Origin of the sequence: Cupriavidus respiraculi (genome assembly GCF_914271545.1) — a bacterium.
Lineage (GTDB): Bacteria > Pseudomonadota > Gammaproteobacteria > Burkholderiales > Burkholderiaceae > Cupriavidus > Cupriavidus respiraculi.
Genome location: NZ_CAJZAH010000004.1, coordinates 92,092 through 118,314 on the forward strand (window position 1 = coordinate 92,092; position 26,223 = coordinate 118,314).

Here is a 26,223-nt window from a genome sequence, read left to right on the forward strand (position 1 = left end):
TCACCCTGCCAGCATCACCGCAGATCGGTGCCACGCGTTCGGACACATGCGTAACACGGGTGCGACGACATGCTCGACACGTGCGCGGTCGCCACACCCCGCGGAAAGCCTCCGCGACAGGACGCTCCTCAGCCCGCCTTCTTGTGCGTATTGGGCAGGAGCGCGGTGGCCAGGCCCAGCAGCGGCAGGAACGATGTGACGCCGTACACCCACACGATGCCCTTGATATCGGCAAGCTCGCCCAGCCCGGCCGCGCCGATGCCGCCGATGCCGAACATCAGTCCGAACATCAGGCCGGACACCAGGCCCACGCGCCCCGGAACGGCCTCCTGGGCGTAGACCACCAGCGCGGCGAAGGCCGACGACATCACCAGGCCGATGACGATGGCCAGCGCGCCCGTCCAGAACAGGTTCGCATAGGGCAGCGCCAGGGCGAACGGCGCGACGCCCAGGAAGGAAATCCAGATCACCGCCTTGCGTCCGATCCGGTCGCCGACCGGCCCGCCCGCGAAGGTACCGGCGGCGACGGCGGCGAGGAACAGGAACAGGAACATCTGGCTGTGCTGCACGCTCAGGCCGAAGCGCTGGATCAGGTAGAAGGTGAAGTAGTTCGTGAACGCCGCGATATAGACGAACTTCGCGAACATCAGGACGCAGATGACCGCCACCGCCTGCACCACCTGCCTGCGGCCCAACCCCGCGCCGCCATGGCTCTTCGCAAGGCTCCTGGCCTTGGCCTGGCCATGCCGGCGGACCCAGCCCGTCAGGCGCACGAGCACCACGATGGCGATCAGGGCGACCACCATGAACCACGCCGCGGCGTGCTGGCCATGGGGAATGATGATGGCGGCCGCGAGCAGGGGCCCGATGGCGCTGCCCGTGTTCCCGCCGACCTGGAACGTGGACTGCGCGGTACCGAAGCGCCCGCCCGAGGCCAGCCGGGCGATGCGGGATGCCTCGGGATGGAACGTGGCCGAGCCCACGCCAACCACGGCCGACGCCACCAGCAGCATGCCGAACGAGTTCGCAACGGCAAGCAGCCCGATGCCGACCAGGGTCATGACCATCCCCGCGGGCAGCAGGTAGGGCTTGGGATGCTTGTCCGTGTACATCCCGATCCAGGGCTGCAGCAGGGACGCCGTCGCCTGGTACACCAGGGCCAGCAGCCCGATCTGGCCGAAGCTCAGCGCAAAATTTGTCTTGAGCAACGGGTAGATGGACGGCAGCATCGCCTGGATCAGGTCGTTGAGCAGGTGGGCGAAGGCCGCACCGCCAACCACCGGCAGCAGGAAGCCGTGGCTCTGGGAATCAGAGGCGGACGGAACGGCGGCAGCCGCCGTGGAGTCGAGCGTCGTAGAGTGGGCAGACATAGAGGTCGAGTCGGGCATGCGCGGGCGGCGGGAAATGTCCGCCATGCCGCGGGAGTGCAGAAAGTCCGGTAGAGCGGGCGCGTGGCAGGAAAAGGCGTTCCACGGAGCCGCAAGGATACGGCGGGGCGGCACGGCAGTCGCTCGCCAGTCTGCCAGTTACTGTAGAGTTCCTGCCATGCAGAGCGCCCACCCCTCCCACAAGCACAAGCATTTCGACAACCACCCGCGACCGCTCGTAGTCATGGAAAACCGCTGGCCCTCGGGCTCGTCCACCGGCTGGCACTCCCACCCGCGCGGCCAGCTGTTGTATGCGACCAATGGGGTGATGGTGGTGCATTCCGACGCCGGTTCGTGGGTCGTGCCGCCCAACCGGGCGCTATGGATGGTAACGGGGCTGCCGCACAATGTGACGATGTCCGGCGACGTCGTGATGCGCACGGCCTATATCGACTCGGAGCGCGTGCCCAGCCTGCCGGCCGACAGCGGGGTCATCAATGTCTCGCCCCTGCTGCGCGAACTCCTCGTCGAGGCGGTCCGGATCCCGCCCGCGGGCGAGGTCACAAGCCGCGACGCCCTGCTGCTGGACCTGCTGATCTGCGAGCTGCGGATGTCCAGCACCATCCCGCTTCATCTGCCGATGCCCGTGGACCCGCGGCTGCGGTCCATCTGCGAGGCGCTGACCGTGCGTCCGTCCGACGCCTCCAACGCCGCGGACTGGGCGCAATCGATCGGCGTGGGCGAGCGGACGCTGCATCGCCTGTTCACCCGGGAAACCGGAATGACGTTCGCGCAATGGCGCGAGCAGGCGCGCCTGCTGCACGCGCTGCGCCGGATTGCCGAGGGCGGCAAGCTCATCGACGTGGCACTGGATTGCGGCTATTCGAGTCCGAGCGCGTTCGCCGCCATGTTCCGGCGGCACTTCGGCGTCGCGCCGTCCAGCTTTTACCGGTAGCGCAGCCGGTACGCCGCGGCCCCCTGAAACCTAGCGCGGCGGGCCCAGCCGCGCCAGCAAGTCCAGCAGCGTCGCGCGTTGCTGCGCGGACAAGCCCGAGGCGATGCGGGCATCGTGCTCGCACACCGCCTGCGTGACGGCCTCCAGCGTCTTGCGGCCGGTCGGCGTCAGCGCCAGGCTGTGGGCGCGCCGGTCCGAGCGCGAAGCACGCCGCGCCACCAGCTTCATGTCCTCCAGCGCGTCGATCAGCAGCACGGCCCCGGAGCGCGCGATGCCCAGGATGCGCGCCAGCTCGGTGAGCTTCAGATCGGGGTTGTTGGCGATGATGGTCAGCGCGGAGAAGCGCGGCGGCGTGATGTTCCACGGCGCCAGCGAGCGCACGAAATCCTCGTAGATGCGGATCTGCGCGCGCCGGATGGCGTAGCCGGTCAGACCGTCCAGCACGCCGTATTCGACTTCGGGCAGGTGTGGATCGAAGGCGCCATCCGTGGCGGCCGCTCCCGTGTCGGGTTCGGCGGGGGCTGCCGCGACCGGCACGGGATCGGGCGACAGGGGTTCGTCGTGGCTGCCTGAGGAAGGGACTGCGGTCATCGGGATACTGTGTTGGGAGGGACGTTCGCGCGCGAGCGCTCGCACATTCGCGCGAGGCTCAGGTCACGCGAAAGTACCGCATTTCCACCCGGTCTGGAAACCGCGCGCCGCTGGCCACGAACAGATGCCGCATCAGCCAGCGATAGGCCGGGGCGGCGGTTTCGAAGCGCGGGGCGGTGCGGAAGTAGACCTCGGCCGGGTCCACCGGCTCGCCGGCGGCCAGCTTCGCCATCGCGTGCGCGCTGGCGCTGCGCACCCCCGCGTTGACGATATAGATGCGGGCGCCGTCGTCCGTCTCCAGCACGTAGCGCGCCTCGATATCGGCAACGCCGATGTCTTCGCCGGGCGCGTCGTGGCGGATCAGCTGGAAATCCGCTCCCCCCGGCAGGATGCGGCCATTGAGCCGCGGTCCCGTCACCACGCCGTCGACGATCGGGATCACGCGGCGGTTGCCCAGCGCGCTGCCGCCTACCTCCACCACCGGTGCGAGGCGGAACACGAAGTCCGCCACATGTTCGAGCGCGGGCGTGGCGATGCGGGCGGGGTGCATGCCGGGGTCCATGCCGGCGCTCATTTGAGCAGCTTCCAGTTGCCGTTGTCGATGGTCAGCATCACGCGGCCGCGCGCGTCGAAGCCGAAGTGGTCCTGCGCGGTGTAGTTGATGACGCCATGCGAGACGACGATATTGCGCTCGGACTCCAGCGCGCTCTTGAGCGCCTTGCGGAATTCCGCAGTGCCCGGCTTGGCCTGCTTCAACGCCACCGGCACGATCCGCTGCAGCACCAGCCCCGCGTCGTAGGGATGCGCGCCGAACTGCGTGCGGCTGTCGGGCCCGTATTGTTTTTCATAGCGGCCCACATAGTCCATGGCCGGCGCCTTGACCGGATTGCCGGGTGCAAGCTGCTCCGCCACGATCACCGGCCCGGCCGGCAGGATGGCGCCGTTGACCGCGCGCCCGCCGATGCGGATCAGGTCCTTGGTGGCCGCACCATGCGTGTGATACACCGGCCCGGTGTAGCCGCGCTCGCGCAGCGTGGTGTGCGGCAGCGCCGCGCCCGTGCCGGCGCCCGCGATCAGCACCGCATCGGGCCGCGCGGCGATCAGCTTGAGCACCTGCGCGGTAACGCTGGTGTCCGAGCGCGCATAGCGCTCCGAGGCCAGGATGCGGATGCCATTGGCGCCGGCCGCGGTGGTGAATTCCTTGTGCCACGTCTCGCCATAGGCGTCGGCGAAGCCGATGAACGCAATGGTCTTGACGCCGTTGGCGCGCGCGGTGGCGGCCACCGCCTCGGCCATCAGCTTCACGGGCTGGGCCAGCCGGTAGGTCCATTCCCCGCGCCCGGGCTTGAGCTCGATCGGCGAAAAGGCCAGCTGCACGGTCTGGCTTTCGTCGGCCACCTCCGAGATGGCGATCGACGGTGCCACCGCCGACGAGCCCAGGATGATGTCGACCTTTTCTTCGCTGACGAAACGGCGCGCCACACGCGTGGCCTGCGTGGGATCGGAGCCATCGTCCAGCACGATGTAGCGGATCTTCTCGCCGCCGATGGACTCGGGCAGCCACGCCATCGAGTTTTTCTGCGGAATGCCGAGCGAGGCCGACGGTCCGGTCGAGGAAATGCTGACCCCGACGGTGACGTCGGCGAGGGCGAGAGCGGGCAGCAGCGCGGCGGTCAGGGACACGGCCAGGCGGGGCAGGATGGCGCGGGGCATGAGGTCTCCAGGAAAAAATGGCCGGCGCGGGACCGGCTTCTCGGCTGTGGAAAACGACGGTTGGAATGACGGTGAAAGGCGCGCCCGCTTCGTCAGCGTCCGCCGGATTGGGTCGATGGCGCGCCTTGCAGCGACTGCCGGTCGAAGCCGGCGAGCTGTTTGTAGCGCAGGGCGATCGCTTCCCGCTCGGCCAGCGGAATCACGCTGTCGATATCGGTAAAGCCTTGCGGCGCACGTTCCTCGGCGAGCTGCATGACCTGCTCGGGGCCGTTGAGCCGGTTGCGCAGCACGATGCCGGCGGTGCGCGGCAGCCGTTCGGCTTCGTACTCGCGCAGCGCGTAGCCGGTATCGGCGGTGCCCAGCAGGCAGTCGACCAGATAGCGCGCATCCAGGATGGCCTGCGCACTGCCGTTCGAACCGATCGGATACATCGGGTGCGCGGCGTCGCCCAGCAGCGTGACGCGGTCGAAGGTCCAGCGCGGCAGCGGGTCCTTGTCGACCATCGGGAATTCATAGATTGCCGCCGCGCCGTCGATCAGCGCGGGAATATCGATCCAGTCCCAGCGCCAGCCGGCGAAGGCGTCGCGGAACAGCGACTTGTCGACCTCGCGATTCCAGTCGCTGCGCGGCGGCGTGTCGGGCACGTCGTCCGGCACGCGCAGTTCGGCGATCCAGTTGACGAGCGACCTGCCCTGCCGCCGCAGCGGCTCGGAGATGGGATAGGCGACGAACTTCTGGTCCTGGTGGCCCGCCATGAACATCGAGCGACCGTCGAGATAGGGTGCGGCCTCGGTGGTGGCGCGCCAGATCATCCGGCGGGAGAAGCGCGGCGCGTCCCCGCTCGGATAGAAATGCCGGCGCACGGCCGAATGGATGCCATCGGCGCCGACCAGCACATCGGCCTGCGCCTGTACGGCGGCCCCATCGGCGCGCCGGCGCAGCGTGAAGCGCACCGGCTCGCCCCGGGCTCCGGTCGCCTCCACCGATTCGAAGGCATGGCCGGTATGCACCCGCCCGGCGCCCAGGCGCTGCACCGCGGCGCGGTACAGCATCATCTGGAATTCGCCGCGATGCACGGAGAACTGCGGCCAGTCATAGCCCGCCGCGCGCCCGCGCGGCTCATGCCAGATGCGCTGGCCGAACTTGTTGTAGTAGGACAGCGAGGCGGTCTCGATGGCCATGGCGGCCAGTTCGTCGGCAAGCCCGAGCGCGGCGAGCTCGCGCACGGCGTGCGGCAGCAGGTTGATGCCCACGCCCAGCGGGCGCAACGACTCGCTGGCCTCCCACACTTCCACGTCGATGCCGCGGCGCTGGCACAGCAGTGCCAGCGTCAGGCCGCCGATGCCGCCGCCGGCGATCGCGAGCTTCATGGTGTCTCCGTCTCGTTGTCGGGCCTGCTCCGGCGTTCCGTGCGCGGCAGGCTGCTTGATTGTTCAGTAGTATAACTAAAGCGCGCCGCGCCTTGAAAGGCCATTTCACCTGAGGTAAACGCGGATTCGTGCGCATACAATGCACGCTGCCTCACAGTTGCGGAAAACTGCATATGCATACGGAAATGGATGTCACGAAGGCGGCCGACCGGCTCGCCGCGGCATGGCGCGACGGCCGGCGCCTGGACGCGCTGCCGCAGGGCGAGCGCCCCGGCACGCTGGAACAGGCCTATGCGCTGCAGGCGCGGTTCGTGGCGCTGACCGGCGCAGGCACCGCCGGCTGGAAGATCGCCGGCGCCAGCCCGCGCGGCCTGCGCGAGGACGCGCCCACGCCGCCGGCGCTGGGGCGCCTGCTGAAGACCAGCATGTACGACTCTGGCGCAACCCTGCGTCTGCCCGCGGGTGCTACCTTCACGCTGGAGGTCGAGGCCGCCGTGGTATTCGCGCGCGACGTTGCGCCGGCGCGCGAGGCGTTCGATCCCGCCACCATGATCGCGGACGCCATGGTCGCGGTCGAAGTGGTCTGCAGCCGCTTCGTCGACCGCAAGGCCGTGGGCTTCCCCAGCTTCGTCGCGGACAACGCCGCCTTCCACGCCTTTGTCCGGGGCGATGCGCTGCCCGGCGGCGCGGCGTCTGCGTGGCTCGCGGCCCCCGCGGCGCTGTATCGCGATGGCGTGGCGGTGGCGGCCGCACTGACCGGCGACGCCCGCACCGATCCCCTGCTGGCGCTGGCTCACCTGTGGCAGGTGTTCGCCGCCAACGGCACCGCCATCGCCGCCGGCGAGACGGTGACGACCGGCACGCTGACGGTCCCGCTCGATACGGATACGCCGGGGGAATACGAAGCGCGGCTGGGCGAAGCGTCGCTGCGCTTTACCGTGAGCCGCTGAACCAGGCCCGCGCCCGCCGCCGTGGCGGCGGTTGCGAAATGCGGCATCAGTCGGAGGTGTGCGATGAACGCTGTCGGAGCACGAATCGCCGCGATGGCGCCCGGCCTGGGCGAACTGGCCCGGTACCGGTGGTCCGATTTCCGGGGCGACGGCATGGCCGGGCTGTCGGTGGCGGCCGTCACCATTCCGGTCGGCATGGCCTATGCCCAGCTCGCGGGGTTCAGCCCGGAGGTCGGACTCTATAGCGCGATCCTGCCCCTGCTGGTCTACGCACTGCTCGGCTCGTCGCCGCAGATGATCGTGGGGCCCGACGCCGCCACATCGGCGTTGGTAGCCGCGACCCTGCTTCCGCTGGCCACGCCCGGGTCAGAAGAATACCGGGCGCAGGCCATGTCGCTCACGCTGCTCGCCGGCCTGTTCGGCATGATCGCGGGCCGCCTGCGCTTCGGTTTCCTGGCGGACTTCCTGTCGCTGCCGATCCTGGCCGGCCTGATGAACGGCGTGGCCATCAACATCGTCGTCAGCCAGCTTGGCAAGGTCACCGGTCTCGCCCTGCAAGGCAGGGACCTGATCGGCCAGTTGCAGTCCTTCGCCGGACAGCTTTCGTCCATTCACCTGCCCACACTGGCGATCTCGGCGGCCACCCTCGGCACCTATTTCGCGCTCAAGCGGCTGTGGCCGCGCGGACCCGCGGTGCTGCTGGCGCTGCTGGGCGTGGCATTGGCGACCCGCCTGCTCGGCCTGCACCGGCTGGGCATCGCCACCGTTGGCGCGCTGCCCGCTGGGCTGCCGGAGTGGGTGGGGCCCTCGCTGCCACACGAGACGCTGGGCACGCTGATTCCCGGCGCGGTCGGCATTGCGCTCGTGTCGTTCAGCAAGAGCATGCTCGCCGCCCGTACCTTCGCCACGCGCAACGGCTACGCGGTGGATGGCAATCAGGAGTTCTTCGCCGGCGGCGCGGCCACCTTCGCCAGCGCGCTGTCGCAGGGCTTCGCCGTGGCAGGCTCCACCTCGCGCACGGCGCTCAGCGACGCAGCCAACGGACGCACACGCATGGTGTCGATCGTCGCGGCGGCCACGATCCTGCTGGTGCTGCTGTTCTTCACCGACGCGCTGGCCGGCGTGCCCAGCGCCGCGCTCAGCGCCATCCTGATCGGGGTGGCGGTCGGCCTGATCGATCCCATCGGTTTCATGGACGTGCGCCGCTACAGCAAGGGCGAATACGGTATCGCGCTGGTGACGCTGCTGGGCGTGGTCCTGCTCGGCGTGATGCCGGGCATCCTGCTGGCCGTCGCGGTGGCGCTGATCCGCTTTCTCAAGCAGATGGCGCGCCCCACGGAACTGCTGTTCGGCATGGTGCCCGGACACGACGAGTTCTTCGAGCTGGCCCACTATCCCGATGCGCGGCCCGTGCCGGGCCTGCTGATCTACCGCTTCGAATCCCCGCTGACCTTCTTCAACGCCGGGTACTTCAAGACGCGGGTCATCGCTCTGGCGGCACAGCATCAGGCGCAGTGGGTGGTCATCGACGCCATCTCGATCGCGCAGTTCGACTACACCGGTGCCATGATGGTGCGCGAGCTGCAGCAGGCCCTGGCGGCCCGCGGGGTCCAGTTGGTCATCGCCGGGCGCACGGCACAACTGCTCGCCTGGCTGGGACGGCGCAAGATCGACCCTGCCACCACGGGAATCGTATTCCATCGCTCGCGACAGGAGGCGCTGCAGGCGTATCGCGCGCGTGGCGCCCAGGCCGTGGACGGCGCATAAGCCGCCTCGCGGATTTACAAGGGGTGCAAGATAGCGTTGCCGGTTGGGAGCCCCGAGCAGTGCCATCCGGCATGCAAGCGCGCCCCCGCCCCCGGCAAACTCTCTCATGCAGATGGGCACGGTGCTTGCGTGCCTCGCTTGCGCGCCGTCCGCGCAATCCCTGTTCCCAACCGAATGGAGGTACACCATGCCAGCAAAATCGAAGGCTCAGCAAATGGCCGCCGGCGCGGCACTTTCCGCCAAGCGGGGCGACAAGAAGGCCGGCGAACTCAAGGGCGCGTCCAAGTCGATGTACAAGTCCATGAGCGAGAAGGAATTGCACGACATGGCATCGACGAGCCAGAAGGGCAAGCCGGCGCACAAGTGACGCGGGCCGGGCGGCCACTGTCCCGGGTCGCCGCTTCCCTTCCCCGACATTTCACGGAACAAGCCATGACGGAACGCTCCTCCACCAATCTCGATACCGAAGCGGCCGGCGCCGACGGCGACCTGGCCAACCTCGTGCGCGAGCAGATCGCGCAGGCCTTCGACGGCGAGCTGCCCACGGACGTGACCATCACGGTCGACGACAAGCGGGTGCGTCTGGTGGGCACGGTGGAGGATGTCGATACCGTCGAGCGCATCACCAAGGCCGCATCCGTGACGCCCGGCATTCTCGGCATCCATAACGAACTGCAGACCCGGGTGCCGGTGCCGCCGGTCAGCGACGAGCCCGCCCCGCAGTCGCAGGGCAAGCCGCTCGATCCGCCGTACGGCCAGATCAATCACAAGGTCTGAGCGGCGCCAGCGAAGGTACGCACCAAAGAAAGCAGCAGGAAAAAGCGCACGCGCGGATTGCTCCGCGCGTGCGCTTTTCCATTCGGACGATCAGCCGGATCCGACGGCCGGCCCAAAGCCACGGAGGCCGGCCCTCGCGAGCCGGCCTCCGTGGCATGACACGCCTGGAGGATCAGGCCATCGCCATCAGTTCTTCCTTGCGCGCCATCATCTGCTGCGCGGCTTCCTTCAGGTCCATGCCCGTCTTGATCACCTTCTTGAACAGCTCGTCCTCTTCTTCCTGGACGTGGTGGCTGACATACTCGGACAGCACCTTGTAGTTGGCCTCGAGCATCTCGCCGCCGAGATCGCCCTCGATGGCTGCGATCAGGTCCTTGGCGACCTGGTGCTCGACCTTCGCTTCGTCCAGCAGATCGTCGATGTCGTCGGACTGGCCACGCACGCCGGGATAGAAGATTTCTTCCTCGATCTGGGCGTGCACGGTCAGCTCATGACAGGTCTGCTGCGCGATCTGTTCCTGCTGCGAGCGCTCCTTCGCGCCCTCGAACTCCTTGAACAGCTTCTTCACGGCGCGGTGGTCGTCCATCAGCATGCCGATGGCTTCTCGTTGCGCGGCGGGGATCTTCGACTTTTCCATGTGGCTCTCCTTTGTTTAATGGCCAACGATGCGTGGGGGCATCGGATAGTGGGGTAAATGTCGATGCGGTGATGCAGACCGGCAAGGCGGCAAATCAGTGATGCTGCCCTGTCCGGTCGGGTTCTACTCGAATGCGGTTGGTGATATCGGCGACGCCGGCACACCGGTCAACACAGTCCTCGATAGCGCGCCGCTCGTCGCGGCTGCCGACGGTGCCTTCCAGCGTCACGTAGCCGCCGGCCACATTGACGCTGACTTCGCTGACATCCAGGCCGGTGCGCCACAGTTGCTCGCAGACGCGGTCGCGCAGCCGTTCGTCGCTACGCGCGCCGCCCTGCTGGCCGCCGGACTGCGTGCCGCCACCGGACGCATCGGCGCTCTGGTGCTGGAAGCGGGTGTCCTCGTTCTTGAAACCTCCATAGCTGCTCTGCCCCGGATCGGCGCTGCGGCTCTGGATCTGCGACTCACTGCGGTCGGAGCGCACGCCCGGGCCCGGGTTCTGGCCTGCGGGGGTGCTCGTACTCTGTTCCGGCATGGTTGTGCTCCTTGCTGTTGGCTTGGGGTACCGCGTCGGGACGGCGATGTCAGGGGACGAGGCAAATTCCGTACCTCCTGCAACTGGCGCCGCCAGGCCGCGCTTTCCGCGGGGCCCAGCGCGCGTTGGCAGCGCCCGGCGCTTGCGACCACCGCGCGAAGTTGCCGGTCGTTGGCAAAATTACATACGTAGCGCGTGGCTCCCGATCCACCGGTAAAACTCGCAAACGGACGCGGTGCGTTGGCACGGAACCTGCCAGCCATACGGGAATGACCCAGGGCGATTGCATCGCAACGGGATACACCGATACCGCAGGAGACGCCCCATGAGCCCCATCGAAGAAGCCGCCAGATTCCTGATCCGACACGACCTGCGCCTGGCCACCGCCGAGTCGTGCACCGCAGGGCTGATCGCTTCGCGCGTGGCAGAGGTGCCCGGTTGCGGCGCCTCGCTGCGTTGCGCCATCGTGGCCTACGCGCCCGATATCAAGCAGAGTGTGCTCGGCGTGCCGGCCGAGACGATCCGCCGTTTCGGCCTGACCAGCGAAGAGGTATCGCTCGCGATGGCGCGCGGCGCGCTGTCGGTGGCCGCGGCCAACCTCGCCATCGCCAATACCGGCGTGGCCGACGATGGCGGCGACGACGACACACCCGCGGGAACGCAGTGCTTTGCCTGGGTGTTCCGCAATGCCGGACGGACCGTGGAGTTTTCGGAGACGGTGCGCTTCGGCGGGGGGCGCAACGACGTGCGGGAGCAGGCGGCACTGTGGGCGCTCTCGCGCGTTGCCCACTATCACGAACTGGCGCAGCGCAGCTTCAGCGTCCCCGCCGCGACCTGAGCCGGGCCGCCGGCTACCTGGGCACCACCACGTCCGCCCGCCCGCAAGCGCTGCCCGCGCCCGGCAGGTAGAGCCTGACCGTCGTGCCGACGCCAACCTGGGATTCGATCGAGGCGGCCCCGCCCGCCTCCTCGCAGAAGTCGCTTACCTGGGTCAGGCCCAGGCCAGTGCCGCGGCTGCCCGGCTTGGTCGTGTACATCGCCTCGAGCGCGCGCCGGGACACCTCTGGCGGCATGCCCATGCCGTTGTCGCTGGCCTTCAGGCACACCAGCCGGCCCGCGAGCCCTTCGGGAAACTGCGCGCATTGCCGCTCGGCGGGTGCCACATTGGCCGCGCGCAGCTCGAAGATCCCGCCTTCCGGCATCGCGTCCCGCGCATTCGCCGCCAGATTGACCAGTGCCAGTTCCAGTTCGGACTTGTCCGCCAGAATATCGCGGCAGTCCGGCTCGATACGGCATTGCAGTGCCACGCGCGGCCCCAGCGCCGCGCGTATCAGCGACTCGCACTCGCGCAACGCGTCCCGCACGCAGATGCGCTCGCGACGATGCTCGCGCTTGGTGGCGAGTCCCAGCAGGCGGCCGGCCAGCGCCGTACCGCTGGCCACGCCCTTGCGGATGCCCGCGACAGCCGGCTCCACCGGCATGCCCGCGCGCAGCAGCAGCACGTCGGTGTGCGCCGAAATGATCGACAGCACGTTGCGAAAGTCGTGCGCCACCGACGCCATCAGGCGCCCCACCGCCTCGAGCTTGCGCGACTCGCGGTAGCGCTTCTCCAGGTCCTCGCGCCGGCCGCGCTCGCGCTGCCAGCTCAGGTACGCCAGTTCTTCGTCGCGCAGCCGGCGCAAGCTTTGCCAGCCCAGCAGCCACAACGCCGCGCAGGGCACCAGCGCGATCAGCGCGGCGGTGACCATCTGGTGTCTCCATCCCGCCCGGATCGCGGCCAGGGGCACCAAGGTAGCCGCGTACAGCCGGCCAGCGGCAATGGGCCTGAGCGCCACGATGCTGTCGCGGCCATCGAGGCCCGCGGTGCGCAGCATGCGCTCGGAGCCGGCCGGGCCGCGCATCAGCTCGGCCAGCAGTTCGGGAGGCAGGACGCTCCGCGTCATCGGCGGATAGGCGGACAGCACAGCGCCATCACGGCGGACCAGCGCGGCGGTGTAGCCCTCGGCCTTGACCAGCACGTCCTGATAGAAATCGGCGAAATAGCCCGGGCGCAGGGACACCGAGACCATGCCGAGCAGTTCGTCCGCGACGCCGCGGCGGGGCATGCTGTCCTTGAACATCGGCTGCGGCGAGATGCTGCCGTGGACGAGTGCCGAGATATGCGTGGCATTGCCCTCCGACACTACCGCGCGGAAATCCTCGCGCTGCGAAATGTCCACTGGCGGCACGGGGAAGTAGCGACTGCTGACGAGCAGCGCACCGTGCACATCGAACACGGACAGCGCCAGCGCCTGGGGCAGGTCATCCGCGATCTGCGCCAGGCGCCGGTGGAATTCGCGCTCGCGCCGTTGCAGCTCCGTGTTGCCGATGCCGTGCGTCAGGTCGCAGATGCGGTTGTTCGCCAGCCGGTTGCTCTCCAGCACCTTGCTGGCCTGCTCCTGGACCACGCGCGCCAGCAAGGCGGACTGCTCCTCGGCCTCGGCCATCGCGCTGTTCAGCGAGAGCCATCCCCACGCCGCCAGCAATGCGGCCGGCAACAGCACCGTGCCGACCAGCAGCAACGCCAATGTGCGTCTGCGCACGAAGAAATAGTGGTGGGTTCGGGAATCGGCGGGCATGGGATCGGGCTTGGCAGATGGCCCAACGTGCGACGGCACCGGCACGTTGGCGGGCTTCCAGCATAGGCAAGGCGCCATGCGCGCGGCGGGACGCGGAAAACGGCCCACGTCAATTCCAGAAATACGCGGAAAAATGTGATCGTTGTCGTGACAGCCGTCTACAGTAGTCACGAAGGGCCGCGATGCAGCGGTCGCACGGAAGAAACAGCGCACCGGAAAACTTACAAAACGCACCACACGTGCGGTAAAAGCGACGCACGGCGCGCGCCGGAATTGCACGCCGCATCGCGGCCGCCGTCATTGCGTGGCTGGCATGGAAGCTGCTGATTCGCACCCAATCAGTGCCAACCTGTCAACGAGTGCAACAGAGAAACCTATGGCGACCGAACCGAACAACGGGTCCAAGACGGAGCCCACCACCGAACCGCAGCGCCAGAGCGACCGCGGCAACGGCAAACCCCTGGACCAGCAGAGCCGGGAAGAACCGAACGCCGAGCGTGTCGAGCAGGCGACGGACCAGGAACGGGGCGCCGGTCAGGGACGCGATGTGCCCGACGAGAATGGCGAACCGCCATCGGTGAAGCAGCCCGGTGGCAACCCCGAAGAAAGTGAGCCGCCGGTCGAAAATATCTGACGGCGGTACGCGGCGCCCGTGAATGGGGCCGCGAGCGATGGTTCAGGAGAGGAGTGGCAAGGAACGCGAGCGCCGGGGGGACACCACGCCAGAACGTGGCCGTTCCAACCTGTCGCGGACGTATCGAGAGCGGCCCGGCGCGCCCGGATGCCGGATCCTCGCCCGGGTGCGGGCGGGGTCCGGTATCCGGCAAGACCGGACCGGAACCAGCGTCCGCGGCCGGCGTTGCCGCGGATGAACCGGAGCGGCCGTCCGCCGCCATACCGTGACTACGAACACCAAAGCCGCCGTCGACGATATCGCCATCCAGCTTTCGCGGTTGAGCCATCAGGCGTCGCTGTGCGCCGACGCGCTCGATACCGCCGCCGCCCGGGCGACGGACCCGCAATTGCGCGCTCTGCTGGCGCACCGCGCCTCCATGCAGCGCTGCGCCGCCTCAGAACTGGCGTACCGCGCCGGCCCGCAGGCCACCGCCGCTGCGGCGACGCGGGGGCGCGCGGTGCGCCGCGCCGAGGTCTCGCCGTCCACCGACGAGTGGCAGCTGCTGCAGGACGCCAGCCACCAGGCCGCCCGCGCGGTGGCGGGCTATGCGGTAATGCTCAGGGCAGAGCTGACCGACCCTGCGCTGCGTCCACTGCTCGTGCGCTATTACGAGAGCAGCTTCGAACTGCAGCGCGTGCTGGAGCAGCGCGCCAGGGATGTGCCCCGGCCGCCGCCGCTGGCAGCCCCGCGCCGCCGCCTGCGCCAACCTTCACCGTGATTTCCCAACCCACGCGCGACCCGCAGCGGCCGCCCCCCGCCAAGGCGCGCGCCTAAACCGGAACCGCCATGGCAACACCATCTACCACCGACCACGGACTCAATCCCTCGCGCCCTCCCATGGCGCGCCTGCTCGACGCGCTCGCACTGACCATCCTGGTGGTGGCCAGCGGCCACGAAGCCATGTTGTGGTTTCGCGGTGACGGCCTGCTGACCGTGGCGGCATGGGACGGTGCCAACCTGGGAGGCCGCATCGTCGGCATCGTGTGCGCGCTGGCGGCTGCGTACGGGGTATATCTGCTGGTGAGGACCTGGCGCAGGGTCGGCTGACCCGGCTGTCGCGCGGTCGCCTTCCGCCGGCCGCGCTCCACCTAGACCCGCTCGCGCGGCGCGGCCGTGGGCCCGGCGCGATCGGTCACCGCCCGGACCATGCCGTCCCCCGCCGCCCTGCGCTTGCGGCTCATCGTTCCCGCGAACCCGGGACCACCCGCAGCGGCGCCATGCCGGCGCTGCCACGACACGCAGCGCCAGAATTCCTCCGCGTACGGCAGCACCGCCAGCAGCAGCACGGCCGCCATCAGGCCGGCCAGGTACCAGCCCGGCAACGCCTCCGTCTTGAGCCGCAGGGCCAGGCTGGCGGGCTCGGCGCCCATGCCGAACAGCGCCAGGAACTGGTCCCAGTGCATCGCGACCACGAACAGCACCGCCGTCAGCGGCAGCACTTCGAGCAGGCTGTGCATGTGCTGCTCGAATGGCGGAATCTCGCGCCGGGCGCTGGCGTATTTCACGTCCCACCAGGCAGTGGCCTCGTGCACGGGGAGCATCACCAGCATGAACGCGATCACCAGCGCGTTGATCTCGAAGAACAACGCGGCGAGCATCGGCAGGCCGACCTCGACCAGCATCAGCAGATGCAGGGCCGACTCTTTCGGGCCGGCGGTGCGTTCGATCCCGGTGCGCCGGTGACTGGCCCAGTCGCCGATGCCGGCGAGCAGCCACAGCGGCACCAGGAAGAACATCAGCAGCAGGGTGGCCGGATCTCGCATCGTCCCCCTCAGCGCAAACGCGTGCGGCGCATCTGGTACGCGAAGGCCATCGCGACGGACGCGCCGATCAGCATCGCGCCGGTCATCAGCGGGTGCCGGGTGCTGGAGGTATAGGGGCACGTCTTGACCACGTGGCTGCGTCCGGCACGCTCGACCAGCATGTTGCCGCCGTTGTACAGCGCGTTGTCCTCGCGCGGGCCCGCCGGATGGTCGGTGCGCTGCGCCCGGCCCAGCACGCGCCGCATGACGCGGTCGAACGTGCGCGGCGTATGGTACGCCGCGGCCGACATCGCCTTGGCGGCGCCGCCCACGAACATGTCACGCCGTGGATGCTCGGCCGCGTAAAGAATGGCGTCGGCCGCCATTTCCGGGTCGTACACCGGCGGCGGCAGATCGGGCTCCACGTCCAGGTAGTTCTTCGCATGCGTGACGAAGGGCGTGTCCAGGGCCGCCGGCTTGATCAGCGTGACGGACACCGGCACACGCTCCTGCTCCAACTCCATCCGCAGGGAATCGGTGAAGCCCTTGACCGCGTGCTTGGCGGCGGTATAAGCGCTTTGCAGCGGCAGCGGCACGTCGGACGCCTCGCTGCCCATGTTGATGATGGCGCCCCCATGGTCGCGCAGGTGCGCGGCGGCTACCAGCGAGCCGTGGACCACGCCCCAGTAGTTGGTATCGAACAAGCGGCGCTGGTCCTCGATCGGCACCTCGCTGTGGCGCCCGTAGATGGTCACGCCCGCGTTGTTGACCCAGGTATCGAAGCCGCCGAAGCGCTCGATTGCGGTCTGCGCGAGCGCCTTCATGTCCTCCAGCTTGCCGACATCCGCGGCCATGGAGGCAACCTCCGCGCCGTCTTCGCGCAATTGTTCGGCTAGCTTGTTCAGCGCCTCTTCGCTGCGGGCGGCAAGCACCAGCTTGGCTCCGCGCGCGGCGGCCTTGCGGGCGGCGAGCAGACCGACTCCGCTGGTGGCGCCCGTGATGACGATGACTTGCGACCCGATTTTCTTCAGCGACGTTTTCATCTGTGTCCCACTCCGGCCCGGGTGATGTGGGAATGTCGCCGCGGCATCCCGGGACCATGCTGCCGGCGGCATTGTTAATGCGTCGCAAATTGCGTTCCCGCATACGCGGTGCAATGACCCGCAAAAGTAGCGGCCGCTGCCGGCCAAGATTACAAACCCGGGAAAAAACGCCAAGTGGTTCGCCGTGCGGCGTGCCACCTGGGCAACGCGCCGCGTGGAACCGAAAGAGAAGCGTTATAACGGTTCTCCGCGATGTGCGCGTCCCGGCCTTCGCTTCTGCGACGCGCGCGCCACTGTTGGCATGCAAGCTGCAGAAGTGTTCTCCAGAGGCGGGCGGAGTGCGGCTACCCCGGGCTGCGGCTCGACTCTTCGGAGCCAACTATGCAGAAAATCGCGCTCATCAGCGAACATGCGTCGCCACTGGCAGGCCCAGGCAGTGTGGACAGCGGTGGACAGAATATCTACGTGGCGCAGTTGGCGCGGCATCTGGCAAAACGTGGTTACCCGGTCGACGTCTTCACCCGGCGCGACAAGGCCCTGCTTCCCGACATCGTGTGGATGGCGCCGAATGTCCGCGTGATCCATGTTCCCGCAGGCCCCGCCGTGCACGTGCCCAAGGAGCAGCTGCTTCCCTATATGGAAGCGTTCGGCGACTTCCTTGCCGACTTCATGGGCCGCGACCGCGCGGGGTACATGGTGATGCACGCCAACTTCTTCATGTCCGGGCTGGCAGCATTGCGGGCGAAACAGACCCTGGGCACACCGCTGGTCACGACGTTCCATGCGCTGGGCAAGGTGCGGCGCCTGCACCAGGGCACGGCGGACGGCTTTCCCGACAGCCGCTTCGAGATCGAAGAGCGCCTCGTGCGCGAGTCGGACTGCGTGATTTCCGAATGCCCGCAGGACCGGCACGACCTGATCAAGCTCTACGAGGCGAAGCCGAGCTGCATCGAGACCATCCCCTGCGGCTTCGATGCCGACGAGTTCTCTCCGGTGCCGCGGGCCAAGGCACGCGAGGAACTGGGCTGGCAGCAGCGCGAGTTCTCCGTGCTGCAACTGGGCCGCATGGTTCCGCGCAAGGGCATCGACAACGTGGTGCAGGCCATCGGCAGCCTGCGCCGCGAGTACGGCATCAAGGCCCACCTGTATGTGGTCGGGGGCAATTCGGATCAGCCCAGCGCCGAGGCCACGCCCGAGATCGGGCGCCTGCAGGGCATCGCGCGCGAGCAGGGCGTGGAGGACTGCGTGACCTTCGTCGGCCGCCGCGGCCGCGACATGCTGCGCCTGTACTACAGCGCGGCGAACGTCTTCGTCACCACGCCGTGGTACGAGCCCTTCGGCATCACGCCGGTCGAGGCCATGGCCTGCGGCATTCCGGTGGTGGGCGCATCGGTGGGCGGCATCCGCTCGACGGTGCTCAACGGGCGCACCGGCTACCTGGTGCCGCCGCGCGAACCCTCGGCGCTGGCCGCGCGGCTCGCCCGGCTGGCGACAGATCCCGCGCTGGCCGAGCGCATGGGCGCGGCGGGCCGCCGGCGCGCCCATGCGCATTTCACATGGGCCAGCGTCGCGCAGCGGATGGAAGCGGTCTACGCCCGGCTTGCCGGCCAGCAGGCCGACACCACGGCGCAGACGCCGCAGGCCGCCGCCTGAGAGAGGAGTCGCCATGAAGGAATCCCATCGCCGCCGCATCCTGGTGACCGGGGGCGCCGGCTTTCTCGGCTCCCACCTGTGCGACCGGCTGGTGCAGGCCGGCCACGACGTGCTGTGCGTCGACAACTTCTATACCGGCAGCAAGGACAATATCGCCCACCTGCTGCGCGAGCCGAACTTCGAGTTGATGCGGCACGACATCACGTTCCCGCTGTACGTGGAAGTCGACGAGATCTACAACCTCGCCTGCCCCGCCTCGCCCGTGCACTACCAGAGCGACCCGGTGCAGACCACCAAGACCAGCGTGCACGGCGCCATCAACATGCTGGGACTGGCCAAGCGCGTGAAGGCGCGCATCCTGCAGGCCTCCACCAGCGAGGTCTATGGCGATCCGGAGATGCATCCGCAGCAGGAGTCCTACTGGGGCCATGTCAATCCCATCGGCCGCCGTTCGTGCTACGACGAGGGCAAGCGCTGCGCCGAGACGCTGTTCATGGACTACCATCGCCAGCACGCGGTGGATGTGCGCATCGCCCGCATCTTCAATACCTATGGTCCGCGCATGCATCCCAACGACGGGCGCGTGGTATCCAACTTCATCACGCAGGCGCTGGCGGGCGAGCCGCTGACCGTCTACGGCGATGGCGCGCAGACGCGCTCGTTCTGCTACGTGGACGATCTGATCGAGGGGCTGATCCGGCTGATGAACGCGCCGGCCGCGCGCGGCACGCCGATCAACCTGGGCAACCCGTGCGAGATGAGCATGCTGGACATCGCGCGCCAGGTGCTGCTGGCCACGGGCTCGCAGTCGCCCATCGTGATGCGGCCGCTGCCGGAGGACGATCCGCGCCAGCGCTGCCCCGACATCACGGCGGCGGGCGAGATCCTCCAATGGACGCCCCGCGTGCCGCTGGCCGAAGGACTGCGCCGCACGGTGGCCTACTTCGCCGCGCGGCCGCGGGCCAACGTAGCCACGCGCGAGGGCAACACGACAATAGCCACCGTCCCGCCCGCGTCCAACGAGCCGGCGGTGGCGATCGGCCCGACGAACGCGGCGCCGGCCACACCGCTGCGCGCAAAAGGCGCGGGCGCGGCACGGCTCGCCACCGGGATGCCAAAATGACCGCCAGCGTTACCTATCTTTCCCAACGCGGCGATGCCCGGAGCCTGCCGCGTGCACGCGGCAGGACCCCCGGTGAAGCCATCGCTTCCCTTCCCTGCAAGATTTACTGGGCCGCGGACTGCTTCGCACACCGTTCCCGGCGCTCCCTCACGGTAGTGCCGGCGTGGCCCGATCCTTGCGGCAATGAGGTCCGTCCAGACCCCAGCTGACGCCATGCCTCTTTCGGTTTCCGTTCCGCTCGTGGTGGTATCGCCGCACCTCGACGATGCCGTGTTCAGTTGCGGCAACCTGCTGGCCGCCTGCCCCGGCTCCATCGTGATCACGGTCTTCGCCGGGATTCCCGACGCCGGCATGGCCGCGCCCGACTGGGACCGGCACGCCGGCTTCACTACCGCGGCGCAGTCCATGCATGCACGCCGCGAGGAAGACCGGCGGGCGCTGGCCGCGCTCGACGCCACGCCGGTATGGCTCGATTTTTTCGACAGCCAGTATGGCCGCCGCCACACCGCCTCGGAGATCGCCGCGCGCCTCGCCCCGGCCATCGCCGTGCACAACGCCTGCGCTGTGGTCGTGCCGTGCGGACTGTTCCACTCCGACCACGTACTGACCCACGATGCGTGCGCCCGCCTGTGGCAGGTGCGCGACCGCGACGGGCCGCCGTGGCTTTATTACGAAGAGGCCATTTACCGCCGCAAGCCCGGCATGCTGCACCAGTTGCTGGCGCGCTGGCACGACAACGGCATCGTCTCGACGCCCGTGGACCTGGCCATCGGTGAGCACACCGCCACCAAGGCGAGGGCCTGCAATGCCTACGAGTCCCAGCTGGCCATGTTCGACTCAGCCACGCTGAGCGACCTGAGCGCACCCGAGCGCTACTGGCAGTGGGAAAGCGTCTCGGACAAGCGTGAGGAGTGGCAGCCGGCGCTGGCGACCGAGGGTCACGAGTGACGGACGACGCGATGCCGTCGGCGGGGGCCGGCGGCGACGGCGACGGATTGGGAAGGAAGCAGCACGACCAGCGCGTCAGCGTCGTGGTGCTGACCCACAACCGGCGCGAGTGGCTGCGTGCGACACTGCAGCGGCTGCGCGGACTGCCCGAACGGCCGGCCGTCGCGGTAGTCGACAATGGCTCCGAGGACGGCACGGCGCAAATGGTGCGGCGCGATTTCCGCGATTTCGCGCTGCTGCGTGTGCCGGTCAACCTCGGTGCCGCAGCACGCAATATCGGCGCAGACTGGGCCGCCACCCGCTACGTCGCATTCTGCGACGACGACACCTGGTGGCATCCCGGCGCACTGGCGAGAGCCGCCGACATCCTCGACCGCTATCCGGACGTGGGCGCGATGACCGCCCGGCTGATGGTGATGCGCGACGGCGGCCGCCTGGAGCCGGATCCGACCAGCGAGGTGATGGCGTCCAGCCCCCTGCCCTCCGACGGCCTGCCCGGCCGCGCCATTCTCGGCCTGCTGGCGGGCGCCACGATCTTCCGCACTTCGGCATTCCGCGCGGCCGGCGGCTACCACCCGCGCCTGTTCATCGGCGGCGAGGAAACACTGCTGGCGCTGGACCTCGCCTCGCGCGGCTGGCACCTCATCTATTCGCCGCAGGTCCTGGCCTACCATCACCCGTGCCCTGTCCGCTCGCACCAGCTGCGCCGCAAGCTGATGGCGCGCAATGCGATCTGGTCGGCGTGGCTGCGGCTGCCGGCGGGCGCCGCCCTGCGCGAAACCATGCGTACCCTGCCGGCGCTACTGCGCGAGGGCGGCCTTGCCGGCTGCGTGGAACTGGCCAGCGCCTTGCCGTGGATCGTGCGGGAGCGGACGGTGATCCCTGCATCGGTGGAAAAGATGCGGCGGCGCGTCGTCGATGCCGATGCGCTGTATCGTCCCGGCCCCGACGCCGACTTCAGCCTCTAGCCGGCCTCAGCCCGCTACCATTCGCAGCGCGCGGTCCCAGTCGTCGACGAAGCGCTCGATCGCAAAGCGCTCGCGCGCCGTGCGGCGCGCCTGCTCGCCCCACTGCACGGCCAGGGCCGGATCGGCGAGCAGCGCCTTCATGATCTCGACGAGGCGGTCCACCCGCGTATCGACGAAGCCGTTGCGGCCGTTGGAAATGGCCGTGCTCATCTCCGTGGTAGCAAGACCGATCACCGGCATGCCGATCGCCATCGCCTCGACCACGGCAAGGCCCAGGCTGGTATAGCGGATCGGGTTGAAGAAGAAGCGGTAGCGCGAGACGAAACCGGCCAGTTCCGGATTGGGAACCTCGCCCAGCCCCCCGGCCTCCTCGGCCGCCATGCCGACCAGATCGAGCGGCACCTGCTCTCTCGCCTGTGCGAACACGTCGGCACCGAGCCTGCGTCCGCGCCGGGTCAGATTGTTGACGACGCTGATGCCGCGCTCGAGTTCGCCCGTGTAGCGCACCTGCGGATCGACCAGCACGCCATGCTCGATCACGCGCGTCGGCGTGACGCCGTTGTCCCACATCAGCGCGTTGAACGGCGTCACGTGCACGAGCAGCACGCGGGGATCCTGCACCGGGTGCAGGGTCGCGGTCGGATGCTGCTGGGGCGGGTCGTGTTCGATGAAGACCGTCGGCAGTTGCCGTTGCGCCTCGCTCAGCAACTCGTGCCGGTCGCGTTCGTAGTGGCTGTGGTGCTGGTACAGCACGCAGTCGAACTGCGTGTCGCGCACCTGCTCGTAAGGTACCTCGCGCACGTTGGGCCCCCAGGGCAAGGCGCCGCCGGCGCCGGCATAGCCGGGGGGCGAGCCGGGCTTGGTGACCAGATACAGCTCGTGTGGCATCTGCGACAGGTAGTACAGATAGTTGCCGTGCACGTGCCAGGTAAGGATGCGCAAACGCTCAGGCATGGACCGACTCCTTGGCCGCCACGCGCCGCGCCGCGGCGATCACGGCGTCCACCGTGATGCGCTGCGCGCAGACATGGCCGATGGGGCATTCTTGATGGAAGCACGGGCGGCACGAAGGATGGTCCGCCAGCACGATATGGCGCCGTGCATCCAGCGGCGCCCAGCGGGCACTGTCGCTGCCGCAGGACACCACCACGCTGGGGGTGCGCACGGCCGCGGCGATATGCGAGGCGCCGGTGTCGTTGCACAGCACGAGGCGCGCATGCGCGACCACCGCGGCCATGGTGCCGAGCGTGGTCTGTCCGCACAGGTCGACCACCGGCGCGCCGAACGCCTCGCAGAAGCGCCGCGCCAGCGGCATCTCGTCGGTGGAGCCGGTCAGCACGATGCGCCAGTCCTCGCCCAGCACCCTGGCCGCCGCGGCGAAGCGCTCGACCGGCCAGCGCCGCGACAGCATGCGCGCGCCCGGATGGATGCAGACATAGCGGCCCGCTTCCAGGCCATGCCGCGCGGCCAGTTCGCGCCAGCCGGCTTCATCGGCCGGCCTCAGCGGGAAGTCCAGATGCGTCCCCGCGGCGGGATAGCCCAGCGCGGTGATCAGCGACAGCAGACGCTCCACCTCGTTGCCGCCAGGCCAGTCGATCAGCGTCTCGTTGCCGTGCGCGCCGGCGCCGGACGGCTGCGCGGACCCGATCGGCCGAAAGCCCGCCATGCGCCGCGCGCCGAGCCGGCGCGTGACCTCGTTGCTCACCAGCCCGCTGCCATGCAGCTGGATCGCCAGATCGAAGCGGCGCTCCCGGGCGCCGGCGTAGAACGCTTCGCTCTCGTCCTCGCGCCAGGGCTGCTCGGGCATGCCGGGCGCCCCCGGGAAGACCATCAGTTCGTCGACCATGGGCGCGAAGCGGTCCACGAACGCCTGCGCCCACGGCAGGCCGATCAGCGTGATATGCGCGTCCGGTTCGCCCTGGCGCAGCGCGCGCAGCGCCGGTACCGCGACCAGCATGTCGCCAAGCTGCAGCGCGCGGAACACGGCGATGCGCCGCCGCCCGGACGATGAAGAAGACGGCACGGCCGGCACGGTGGCGTCCGTCATAGGAAGGCCACCCGGAAGTCGAGCGCGCCGCGCAGCCGCCAGTACATCGACAGCGGCGGGATCAGGATCGAGGTGACGAACATCTCCGCCACATGCGCGGGTGTCAGCGCCGCGCCGCGCAGCCGCCGCAGCCAGAACCACAGCGTAAAGGCCGCCCACACGCCAAGCGCCGGCACGGCGACCGACGGCTCGCCGGCCAGGCCCGCGCCCAGCGACACGAGCAGCGCCAGCACGGTCACGTAGTAGTTCCAGGGCGGTACCGGCCGGATGCGCGTGCGATACAGCCGCGGATGCTTCTTGTAGAGCAGCGCGTCGTAATACACCTTGGCCTGCGCCGCGATGCTGCTGCCCCAGCGCGCGGGCCGCACCGGATGCGTGACCACCGCCCGCTCCGCGCGGCCGATGGGACCGGCCAACTCCATCAGACGGAACTGCAGGTCCGAATCCTCGCGCCACGCGCGGGTAAAGCGTTCGTCGAAGCCGCCGATGCGCAGCAGCGCCTCCCGGCGCACGAAGCAGTTCGCGGTGACGAACTCCGCCGTGGCGAGTCCGCCGGTATCGCGCTCGTGGTCGGTCGGCCGCGCCGGCAGCGGCACCACCACGCGGCCGGACATCCCGCTGGACTGCGGCGATGCGGCCATCGCCGCGAGGCCTTCGCGCAACCAGTGCCGGTCCGGGATGGTGTCGTCGTCGGTGAATGCCACCACGGGGCTTCTGGCCATGCGCCAGCCGAGATTGCGCGCGCCCGCCGGGCCCTGCGTCTCGGGCACCGGCGTGTAGCGCAGCACACCATGCACGCTGGCCGAAGCCAGCTCGCGCACGACGTCTTCCACTTCGCGCTGGCAGCCGTCGTCGCAGACGATCACCTCGTACGGCTGCCCCTCCAGGTCCTGGGCGCACAGCGCCTCAAGGCAGCGGCGCAACAGGTCGGGCCGCCGGTAGGTGGGCACGACCACCGAGATGACGGGCTCAGGCGCGTGCACGGTTGTCCTCCGGCCGCGACTTCTCCAGCAGGAACGGGCCGATCACCAGCGCGTCCAGCGGCGAGGTCCAGAAGCACTCGACCGCGTCGCGCGGCGTGCACACGATGGGCTCGCCCCGTGTATTGAACGACGTGTTGACCAGCACGGGCACACCCGTGCGCCGCTCGAACGCCGCCAGCAGGTCGTAGTAGGCGGGATTTTGCTCGCGCCTGACGGTCTGCACGCGCGCGGTGCCGTCCACGTGGCGCACCGCCGGAATCAGGCTCTCGCGCCCCGGGCGGACGTCGAAGATGAAGAGCATGAACGGCGCACGCCAGTCGCCCGGCTTGGTCGCGTCGAACCAGTCCGCCACGCGTTCTTCCATCACCACCGGCGCCACCGGACGGAAGTCCTCGCGATCCTTGATCTCGTTCAGGCGCTGCTGCATGGTCGGGTCGATCGGCGAGGCCAGGATCGAGCGAGCGCCGAGCGCGCGCGGGCCGAACTCCATCCGGCCCTGGAACCAGCCGATGATCTTGTTCTCCGCCAGCAGCGCCGCGGTTTCCTCGGCCACGTCGTCCATCCGGCGGTAGGACAGCTTGGCCTGGTCCAGGAAGGCGGCAATATCCTGCTCCGAATACTCGGGGCCCAGGTACGCGTGCTCCATCGACCAGTTCCGCGAGGGGCGGCCGCGCTGCTGGTAGTCGATCCACAGCGCCGCGCCCAGCGCCGTGCCCGCATCGCCCGCGGCGGGCTGGACCCACACCCCGTCGAACGGGCTGCGGTCGCGCACGCGAGCGTTCATCACGCAGTTCAGCGCGACACCTCCGGCCATGGCGAGATTGCGCTCGCCGGTCTCGTTGGCCAGCCACTCCGTCATGGTGAGCACGGTTTCCTCGAGTACCGCCTGCAGGGAGCGCGCGATATTGAAGTGCTCGGCCTCGAACGCGCTGCCGCGCACCCGTGCCGGCCCGAGCACGCTCTCCAGGTCGAACTGCGCCACGCGATAGCCACCCTCGCGGTCGGTGCGCACCATGTCGCGGAACACGTCGATGCGCGTGGGCTCGCCATACGAGGCGAGCGCCATCACCTTGTACTCGTCGGACGAATGCAGGAAGCCGAGATGGCGCGTGACGCGCTCGTACAACAGGCCCAGCGAATCGGGCAGGTCGATCTGCTTGATGCGGCGATACTCCCGCCCGTCGAAGACGCCATAGCTGGTGGTGGCGCGCTCGCCGCGGCCGTCCATCGTCAGCACCGCGCAGCGGTCGAAGGGCGCGGCGAGAAAGGCGCTGGCCTCGTGGGACATATGGTGCTCGACGAAATGCCAACGGAAGGGGCCGTCCGCGGTCACGCCGGCGAAGCGGCGCGACAGATGATGCGGCACGCCGGAGGTCAGCAGGCGCGGAGCGTTGACCACGTAGGACAGGAACAGCGGGTCCCATGGCGACCCGGTGGCGGTGGGCCGCGCGTGCCGGGACGGCTCCAGCGGCAGGGTCAGTGTCTCGTCCCCGCGCCGCTCCCCGAGCTGGATGGCGGGGTCGTAGGAGTAGGCGATATGGTCCACGTCGGCCAGCGTGATGCCCGCCTGCGCGAGGCAATAGTCGATCGCGTGGTAAGGCAGCTCCCAGGCACTGAACGGCACCGGCCGCTTGCCATGTTTGATGTGCGTGAAGCGCTCGTCTTCCGCGGCGGCGATCACGACGCCGTCGCGCACCAGACAGGCTGCCGTGTCATGAAATGCCGCATTGATTCCAAGGGTGTACATGGGACCGATCCTC

General features: G+C 69.0%; 27 protein-coding genes. 13 read left to right on the forward strand and 14 right to left on the reverse strand.

Going from position 1 to position 26,223, the window contains the following annotated elements; genetic code table 11:
• Positions 1–128 precede the first annotated feature (128 nt).
• Complete coding sequence (locus LDO27_RS18345; RefSeq protein ID WP_224043266.1) at positions 129–1,370, reverse strand: MFS transporter; 1,242 nt, start codon at positions 1,368–1,370, stop codon at positions 129–131.
• A gap of 175 nt (positions 1,371–1,545) precedes the next feature.
• Between LDO27_RS18345 and LDO27_RS18350 the strand changes: the two genes are divergently transcribed.
• A complete protein-coding gene (locus tag LDO27_RS18350; protein ID WP_224043268.1) occupies positions 1,546–2,322 on the forward strand; it encodes an AraC family transcriptional regulator in 777 nt (258 codons plus the stop codon).
• Positions 2,323–2,352: 30 nt separating this feature from the next.
• On the opposite strand, the gene LDO27_RS18355 is transcribed toward LDO27_RS18350, so the two are convergent.
• From LDO27_RS18355 to LDO27_RS18370, 4 genes are all read right to left on the reverse strand, one after another.
• Positions 2,353–2,913, reverse strand: coding sequence for a MarR family winged helix-turn-helix transcriptional regulator (locus tag LDO27_RS18355; protein ID WP_224043274.1), 561 nt, complete (start codon positions 2,911–2,913; stop codon positions 2,353–2,355).
• A gap of 58 nt (positions 2,914–2,971) precedes the next feature.
• Complete coding sequence (locus tag LDO27_RS18360) at positions 2,972–3,487, reverse strand: DUF3237 domain-containing protein (protein ID WP_222207417.1); 516 nt, start codon at positions 3,485–3,487, stop codon at positions 2,972–2,974.
• Positions 3,484–4,626, reverse strand: coding sequence for an ABC transporter substrate-binding protein (locus tag LDO27_RS18365; protein ID WP_224043276.1), 1,143 nt, complete (start codon positions 4,624–4,626; stop codon positions 3,484–3,486). The genes LDO27_RS18360 and LDO27_RS18365 overlap by 4 nt, the downstream gene beginning before the upstream one ends.
• A gap of 92 nt (positions 4,627–4,718) precedes the next feature.
• Complete coding sequence (locus LDO27_RS18370) at positions 4,719–5,996, reverse strand: flavin-dependent oxidoreductase (RefSeq protein ID WP_224043278.1); 1,278 nt, start codon at positions 5,994–5,996, stop codon at positions 4,719–4,721.
• A gap of 173 nt (positions 5,997–6,169) precedes the next feature.
• On the opposite strand from LDO27_RS18370, the gene LDO27_RS18375 reads away from it, so the two are divergent.
• The 4 genes from LDO27_RS18375 to LDO27_RS18390 all read left to right on the forward strand — a co-directional run bounded on the left by LDO27_RS18375 (position 6,170) and on the right by LDO27_RS18390 (position 9,490).
• Positions 6,170–6,946 (forward strand): 2-keto-4-pentenoate hydratase, encoded by a 777-nt coding sequence (locus LDO27_RS18375; protein WP_224043284.1) that lies wholly within the window; start codon positions 6,170–6,172, stop codon positions 6,944–6,946.
• Between the two features lie 63 nt (positions 6,947–7,009).
• The gene (locus tag LDO27_RS18380) at positions 7,010–8,713 is read left to right on the forward strand and encodes a SulP family inorganic anion transporter (protein ID WP_224043286.1); all 1,704 of its coding nucleotides are present in this window, start codon (positions 7,010–7,012) and stop codon (positions 8,711–8,713) included.
• 187 nt (positions 8,714–8,900) lie between these two features.
• Positions 8,901–9,080: a DUF3008 family protein gene (locus LDO27_RS18385; RefSeq protein ID WP_222207407.1), complete on the forward strand. Its 180-nt coding sequence runs from the start codon at positions 8,901–8,903 to the stop codon at positions 9,078–9,080.
• Between the two features lie 65 nt (positions 9,081–9,145).
• Positions 9,146–9,490: a BON domain-containing protein gene (locus LDO27_RS18390; RefSeq protein WP_222207405.1), complete on the forward strand. Its 345-nt coding sequence runs from the start codon at positions 9,146–9,148 to the stop codon at positions 9,488–9,490.
• 172 nt (positions 9,491–9,662) lie between these two features.
• On the opposite strand, the gene LDO27_RS18395 is transcribed toward LDO27_RS18390, so the two are convergent.
• Both LDO27_RS18395 and LDO27_RS18400 read right to left on the reverse strand, forming a co-directional pair.
• Positions 9,663–10,127 carry a hemerythrin domain-containing protein gene (locus LDO27_RS18395; RefSeq protein ID WP_222207403.1) on the reverse strand — a complete coding sequence of 155 codons (465 nt, stop codon included), beginning with the start codon at positions 10,125–10,127 and terminating at the stop codon, positions 9,663–9,665.
• A 94-nt stretch (positions 10,128–10,221) separates the two neighbouring features.
• Positions 10,222–10,662, reverse strand: a complete 441-nt coding sequence (locus tag LDO27_RS18400; protein ID WP_222207401.1) for a BON domain-containing protein — start codon at positions 10,660–10,662, stop codon at positions 10,222–10,224.
• Between the two features lie 325 nt (positions 10,663–10,987).
• Between LDO27_RS18400 and LDO27_RS18405 the strand changes: the two genes are divergently transcribed.
• A complete protein-coding gene (locus LDO27_RS18405; RefSeq protein WP_222207399.1) occupies positions 10,988–11,500 on the forward strand; it encodes a CinA family protein in 513 nt (170 codons plus the stop codon).
• 13 nt (positions 11,501–11,513) lie between these two features.
• On the opposite strand, the gene LDO27_RS18410 is transcribed toward LDO27_RS18405, so the two are convergent.
• Positions 11,514–13,280, reverse strand: a complete 1,767-nt coding sequence (locus LDO27_RS18410) for an ATP-binding protein (RefSeq protein ID WP_224043288.1) — start codon at positions 13,278–13,280, stop codon at positions 11,514–11,516.
• 376 nt (positions 13,281–13,656) lie between these two features.
• On the opposite strand from LDO27_RS18410, the gene LDO27_RS18415 reads away from it, so the two are divergent.
• The 3 genes from LDO27_RS18415 to LDO27_RS18425 all read left to right on the forward strand — a co-directional run bounded on the left by LDO27_RS18415 (position 13,657) and on the right by LDO27_RS18425 (position 15,003).
• A complete protein-coding gene (locus tag LDO27_RS18415; protein ID WP_222207555.1) occupies positions 13,657–13,914 on the forward strand; it encodes a hypothetical protein in 258 nt (85 codons plus the stop codon).
• Positions 13,915–14,179: 265 nt separating this feature from the next.
• Positions 14,180–14,674, forward strand: a complete 495-nt coding sequence (locus tag LDO27_RS18420) for a hypothetical protein (RefSeq protein WP_224043290.1) — start codon at positions 14,180–14,182, stop codon at positions 14,672–14,674.
• Between the two features lie 68 nt (positions 14,675–14,742).
• Positions 14,743–15,003: a hypothetical protein gene (locus LDO27_RS18425; RefSeq protein WP_224043292.1), complete on the forward strand. Its 261-nt coding sequence runs from the start codon at positions 14,743–14,745 to the stop codon at positions 15,001–15,003.
• 41 nt (positions 15,004–15,044) lie between these two features.
• On the opposite strand, the gene LDO27_RS18430 is transcribed toward LDO27_RS18425, so the two are convergent.
• Complete coding sequence (locus LDO27_RS18430; protein WP_224043294.1) at positions 15,045–15,719, reverse strand: diguanylate cyclase; 675 nt, start codon at positions 15,717–15,719, stop codon at positions 15,045–15,047.
• 8 nt (positions 15,720–15,727) lie between these two features.
• Positions 15,728–16,741 carry an SDR family oxidoreductase gene (locus LDO27_RS18435; RefSeq protein WP_222207393.1) on the reverse strand — a complete coding sequence of 338 codons (1,014 nt, stop codon included), beginning with the start codon at positions 16,739–16,741 and terminating at the stop codon, positions 15,728–15,730.
• Between the two features lie 381 nt (positions 16,742–17,122).
• On the opposite strand from LDO27_RS18435, the gene LDO27_RS18440 reads away from it, so the two are divergent.
• The 4 genes from LDO27_RS18440 to LDO27_RS18455 all read left to right on the forward strand — a co-directional run bounded on the left by LDO27_RS18440 (position 17,123) and on the right by LDO27_RS18455 (position 21,433).
• Entirely contained in the window at positions 17,123–18,394 is a 1,272-nt protein-coding gene (locus LDO27_RS18440; protein ID WP_222207391.1) for a glycosyltransferase family 4 protein, read from the forward strand.
• A gap of 13 nt (positions 18,395–18,407) precedes the next feature.
• Entirely contained in the window at positions 18,408–19,517 is a 1,110-nt protein-coding gene (locus tag LDO27_RS18445) for a UDP-glucuronic acid decarboxylase family protein (protein ID WP_224043296.1), read from the forward strand.
• Positions 19,518–19,730: 213 nt separating this feature from the next.
• Positions 19,731–20,465 carry a PIG-L deacetylase family protein gene (locus tag LDO27_RS18450; RefSeq protein ID WP_222207387.1) on the forward strand — a complete coding sequence of 245 codons (735 nt, stop codon included), beginning with the start codon at positions 19,731–19,733 and terminating at the stop codon, positions 20,463–20,465.
• Complete coding sequence (locus tag LDO27_RS18455; RefSeq protein WP_377747691.1) at positions 20,462–21,433, forward strand: glycosyltransferase family 2 protein; 972 nt, start codon at positions 20,462–20,464, stop codon at positions 21,431–21,433. The genes LDO27_RS18450 and LDO27_RS18455 overlap by 4 nt, the downstream gene beginning before the upstream one ends.
• A gap of 6 nt (positions 21,434–21,439) precedes the next feature.
• On the opposite strand, the gene LDO27_RS18460 is transcribed toward LDO27_RS18455, so the two are convergent.
• The 4 genes from LDO27_RS18460 to LDO27_RS18475 are packed head-to-tail and all read right to left on the reverse strand — an operon-like array spanning position 21,440 to position 26,210.
• Complete coding sequence (locus LDO27_RS18460) at positions 21,440–22,387, reverse strand: glycosyltransferase (RefSeq protein ID WP_224043298.1); 948 nt, start codon at positions 22,385–22,387, stop codon at positions 21,440–21,442.
• On the reverse strand, positions 22,380–23,480 hold the full coding sequence (locus LDO27_RS18465) for a glycosyltransferase family 9 protein (protein ID WP_224043300.1): 1,101 nt from the start codon (positions 23,478–23,480) through the stop codon (positions 22,380–22,382). Before LDO27_RS18465 ends, LDO27_RS18460 begins: the two co-directional genes overlap by 8 nt.
• The gene (locus tag LDO27_RS18470; RefSeq protein ID WP_224043301.1) at positions 23,477–24,463 is read right to left on the reverse strand and encodes a glycosyltransferase family 2 protein; all 987 of its coding nucleotides are present in this window, start codon (positions 24,461–24,463) and stop codon (positions 23,477–23,479) included. Before LDO27_RS18470 ends, LDO27_RS18465 begins: the two co-directional genes overlap by 4 nt.
• Positions 24,450–26,210, reverse strand: a complete 1,761-nt coding sequence (locus LDO27_RS18475) for a carbamoyltransferase family protein (RefSeq protein WP_224043303.1) — start codon at positions 26,208–26,210, stop codon at positions 24,450–24,452. The genes LDO27_RS18470 and LDO27_RS18475 overlap by 14 nt, the downstream gene beginning before the upstream one ends.
• Positions 26,211–26,223: the final 13 nt, after the last annotated feature.

What these genes read in the sequence shown, in the direction of transcription:
- LDO27_RS18345 (WP_224043266.1), bottom strand. Translation starts at nt 1,370, where the DNA reads ATGTCTGCCCACTCTACGACGCTCGACTCCACGGCGGCTGCCGCCGTT.
- LDO27_RS18350 (WP_224043268.1), top strand. Translation starts at nt 1,546, where the DNA reads ATGCAGAGCGCCCACCCCTCCCACAAGCACAAGCATTTCGACAACCAC.
- LDO27_RS18355 (WP_224043274.1), bottom strand. Translation starts at nt 2,913, where the DNA reads ATGACCGCAGTCCCTTCCTCAGGCAGCCACGACGAACCCCTGTCGCCC.
- LDO27_RS18360 (WP_222207417.1), bottom strand. Translation starts at nt 3,487, where the DNA reads ATGAGCGCCGGCATGGACCCCGGCATGCACCCCGCCCGCATCGCCACG.
- LDO27_RS18365 (WP_224043276.1), bottom strand. Translation starts at nt 4,626, where the DNA reads ATGCCCCGCGCCATCCTGCCCCGCCTGGCCGTGTCCCTGACCGCCGCG.
- LDO27_RS18370 (WP_224043278.1), bottom strand. Translation starts at nt 5,996, where the DNA reads ATGAAGCTCGCGATCGCCGGCGGCGGCATCGGCGGCCTGACGCTGGCA.
- LDO27_RS18375 (WP_224043284.1), top strand. Translation starts at nt 6,170, where the DNA reads ATGCATACGGAAATGGATGTCACGAAGGCGGCCGACCGGCTCGCCGCG.
- LDO27_RS18380 (WP_224043286.1), top strand. Translation starts at nt 7,010, where the DNA reads ATGAACGCTGTCGGAGCACGAATCGCCGCGATGGCGCCCGGCCTGGGC.
- LDO27_RS18385 (WP_222207407.1), top strand. Translation starts at nt 8,901, where the DNA reads ATGCCAGCAAAATCGAAGGCTCAGCAAATGGCCGCCGGCGCGGCACTT.
- LDO27_RS18390 (WP_222207405.1), top strand. Translation starts at nt 9,146, where the DNA reads ATGACGGAACGCTCCTCCACCAATCTCGATACCGAAGCGGCCGGCGCC.
- LDO27_RS18395 (WP_222207403.1), bottom strand. Translation starts at nt 10,127, where the DNA reads ATGGAAAAGTCGAAGATCCCCGCCGCGCAACGAGAAGCCATCGGCATG.
- LDO27_RS18400 (WP_222207401.1), bottom strand. Translation starts at nt 10,662, where the DNA reads ATGCCGGAACAGAGTACGAGCACCCCCGCAGGCCAGAACCCGGGCCCG.
- LDO27_RS18405 (WP_222207399.1), top strand. Translation starts at nt 10,988, where the DNA reads ATGAGCCCCATCGAAGAAGCCGCCAGATTCCTGATCCGACACGACCTG.
- LDO27_RS18410 (WP_224043288.1), bottom strand. Translation starts at nt 13,280, where the DNA reads ATGCCCGCCGATTCCCGAACCCACCACTATTTCTTCGTGCGCAGACGC.
- LDO27_RS18415 (WP_222207555.1), top strand. Translation starts at nt 13,657, where the DNA reads ATGGCGACCGAACCGAACAACGGGTCCAAGACGGAGCCCACCACCGAA.
- LDO27_RS18425 (WP_224043292.1), top strand. Translation starts at nt 14,743, where the DNA reads ATGGCAACACCATCTACCACCGACCACGGACTCAATCCCTCGCGCCCT.
- LDO27_RS18430 (WP_224043294.1), bottom strand. Translation starts at nt 15,719, where the DNA reads ATGCGAGATCCGGCCACCCTGCTGCTGATGTTCTTCCTGGTGCCGCTG.
- LDO27_RS18435 (WP_222207393.1), bottom strand. Translation starts at nt 16,741, where the DNA reads ATGAAAACGTCGCTGAAGAAAATCGGGTCGCAAGTCATCGTCATCACG.
- LDO27_RS18440 (WP_222207391.1), top strand. Translation starts at nt 17,123, where the DNA reads ATGCAGAAAATCGCGCTCATCAGCGAACATGCGTCGCCACTGGCAGGC.
- LDO27_RS18445 (WP_224043296.1), top strand. Translation starts at nt 18,408, where the DNA reads ATGAAGGAATCCCATCGCCGCCGCATCCTGGTGACCGGGGGCGCCGGC.
- LDO27_RS18450 (WP_222207387.1), top strand. Translation starts at nt 19,731, where the DNA reads ATGCCTCTTTCGGTTTCCGTTCCGCTCGTGGTGGTATCGCCGCACCTC.
- LDO27_RS18460 (WP_224043298.1), bottom strand. Translation starts at nt 22,387, where the DNA reads ATGCCTGAGCGTTTGCGCATCCTTACCTGGCACGTGCACGGCAACTAT.
- LDO27_RS18465 (WP_224043300.1), bottom strand. Translation starts at nt 23,480, where the DNA reads ATGACGGACGCCACCGTGCCGGCCGTGCCGTCTTCTTCATCGTCCGGG.
- LDO27_RS18475 (WP_224043303.1), bottom strand. Translation starts at nt 26,210, where the DNA reads ATGTACACCCTTGGAATCAATGCGGCATTTCATGACACGGCAGCCTGT.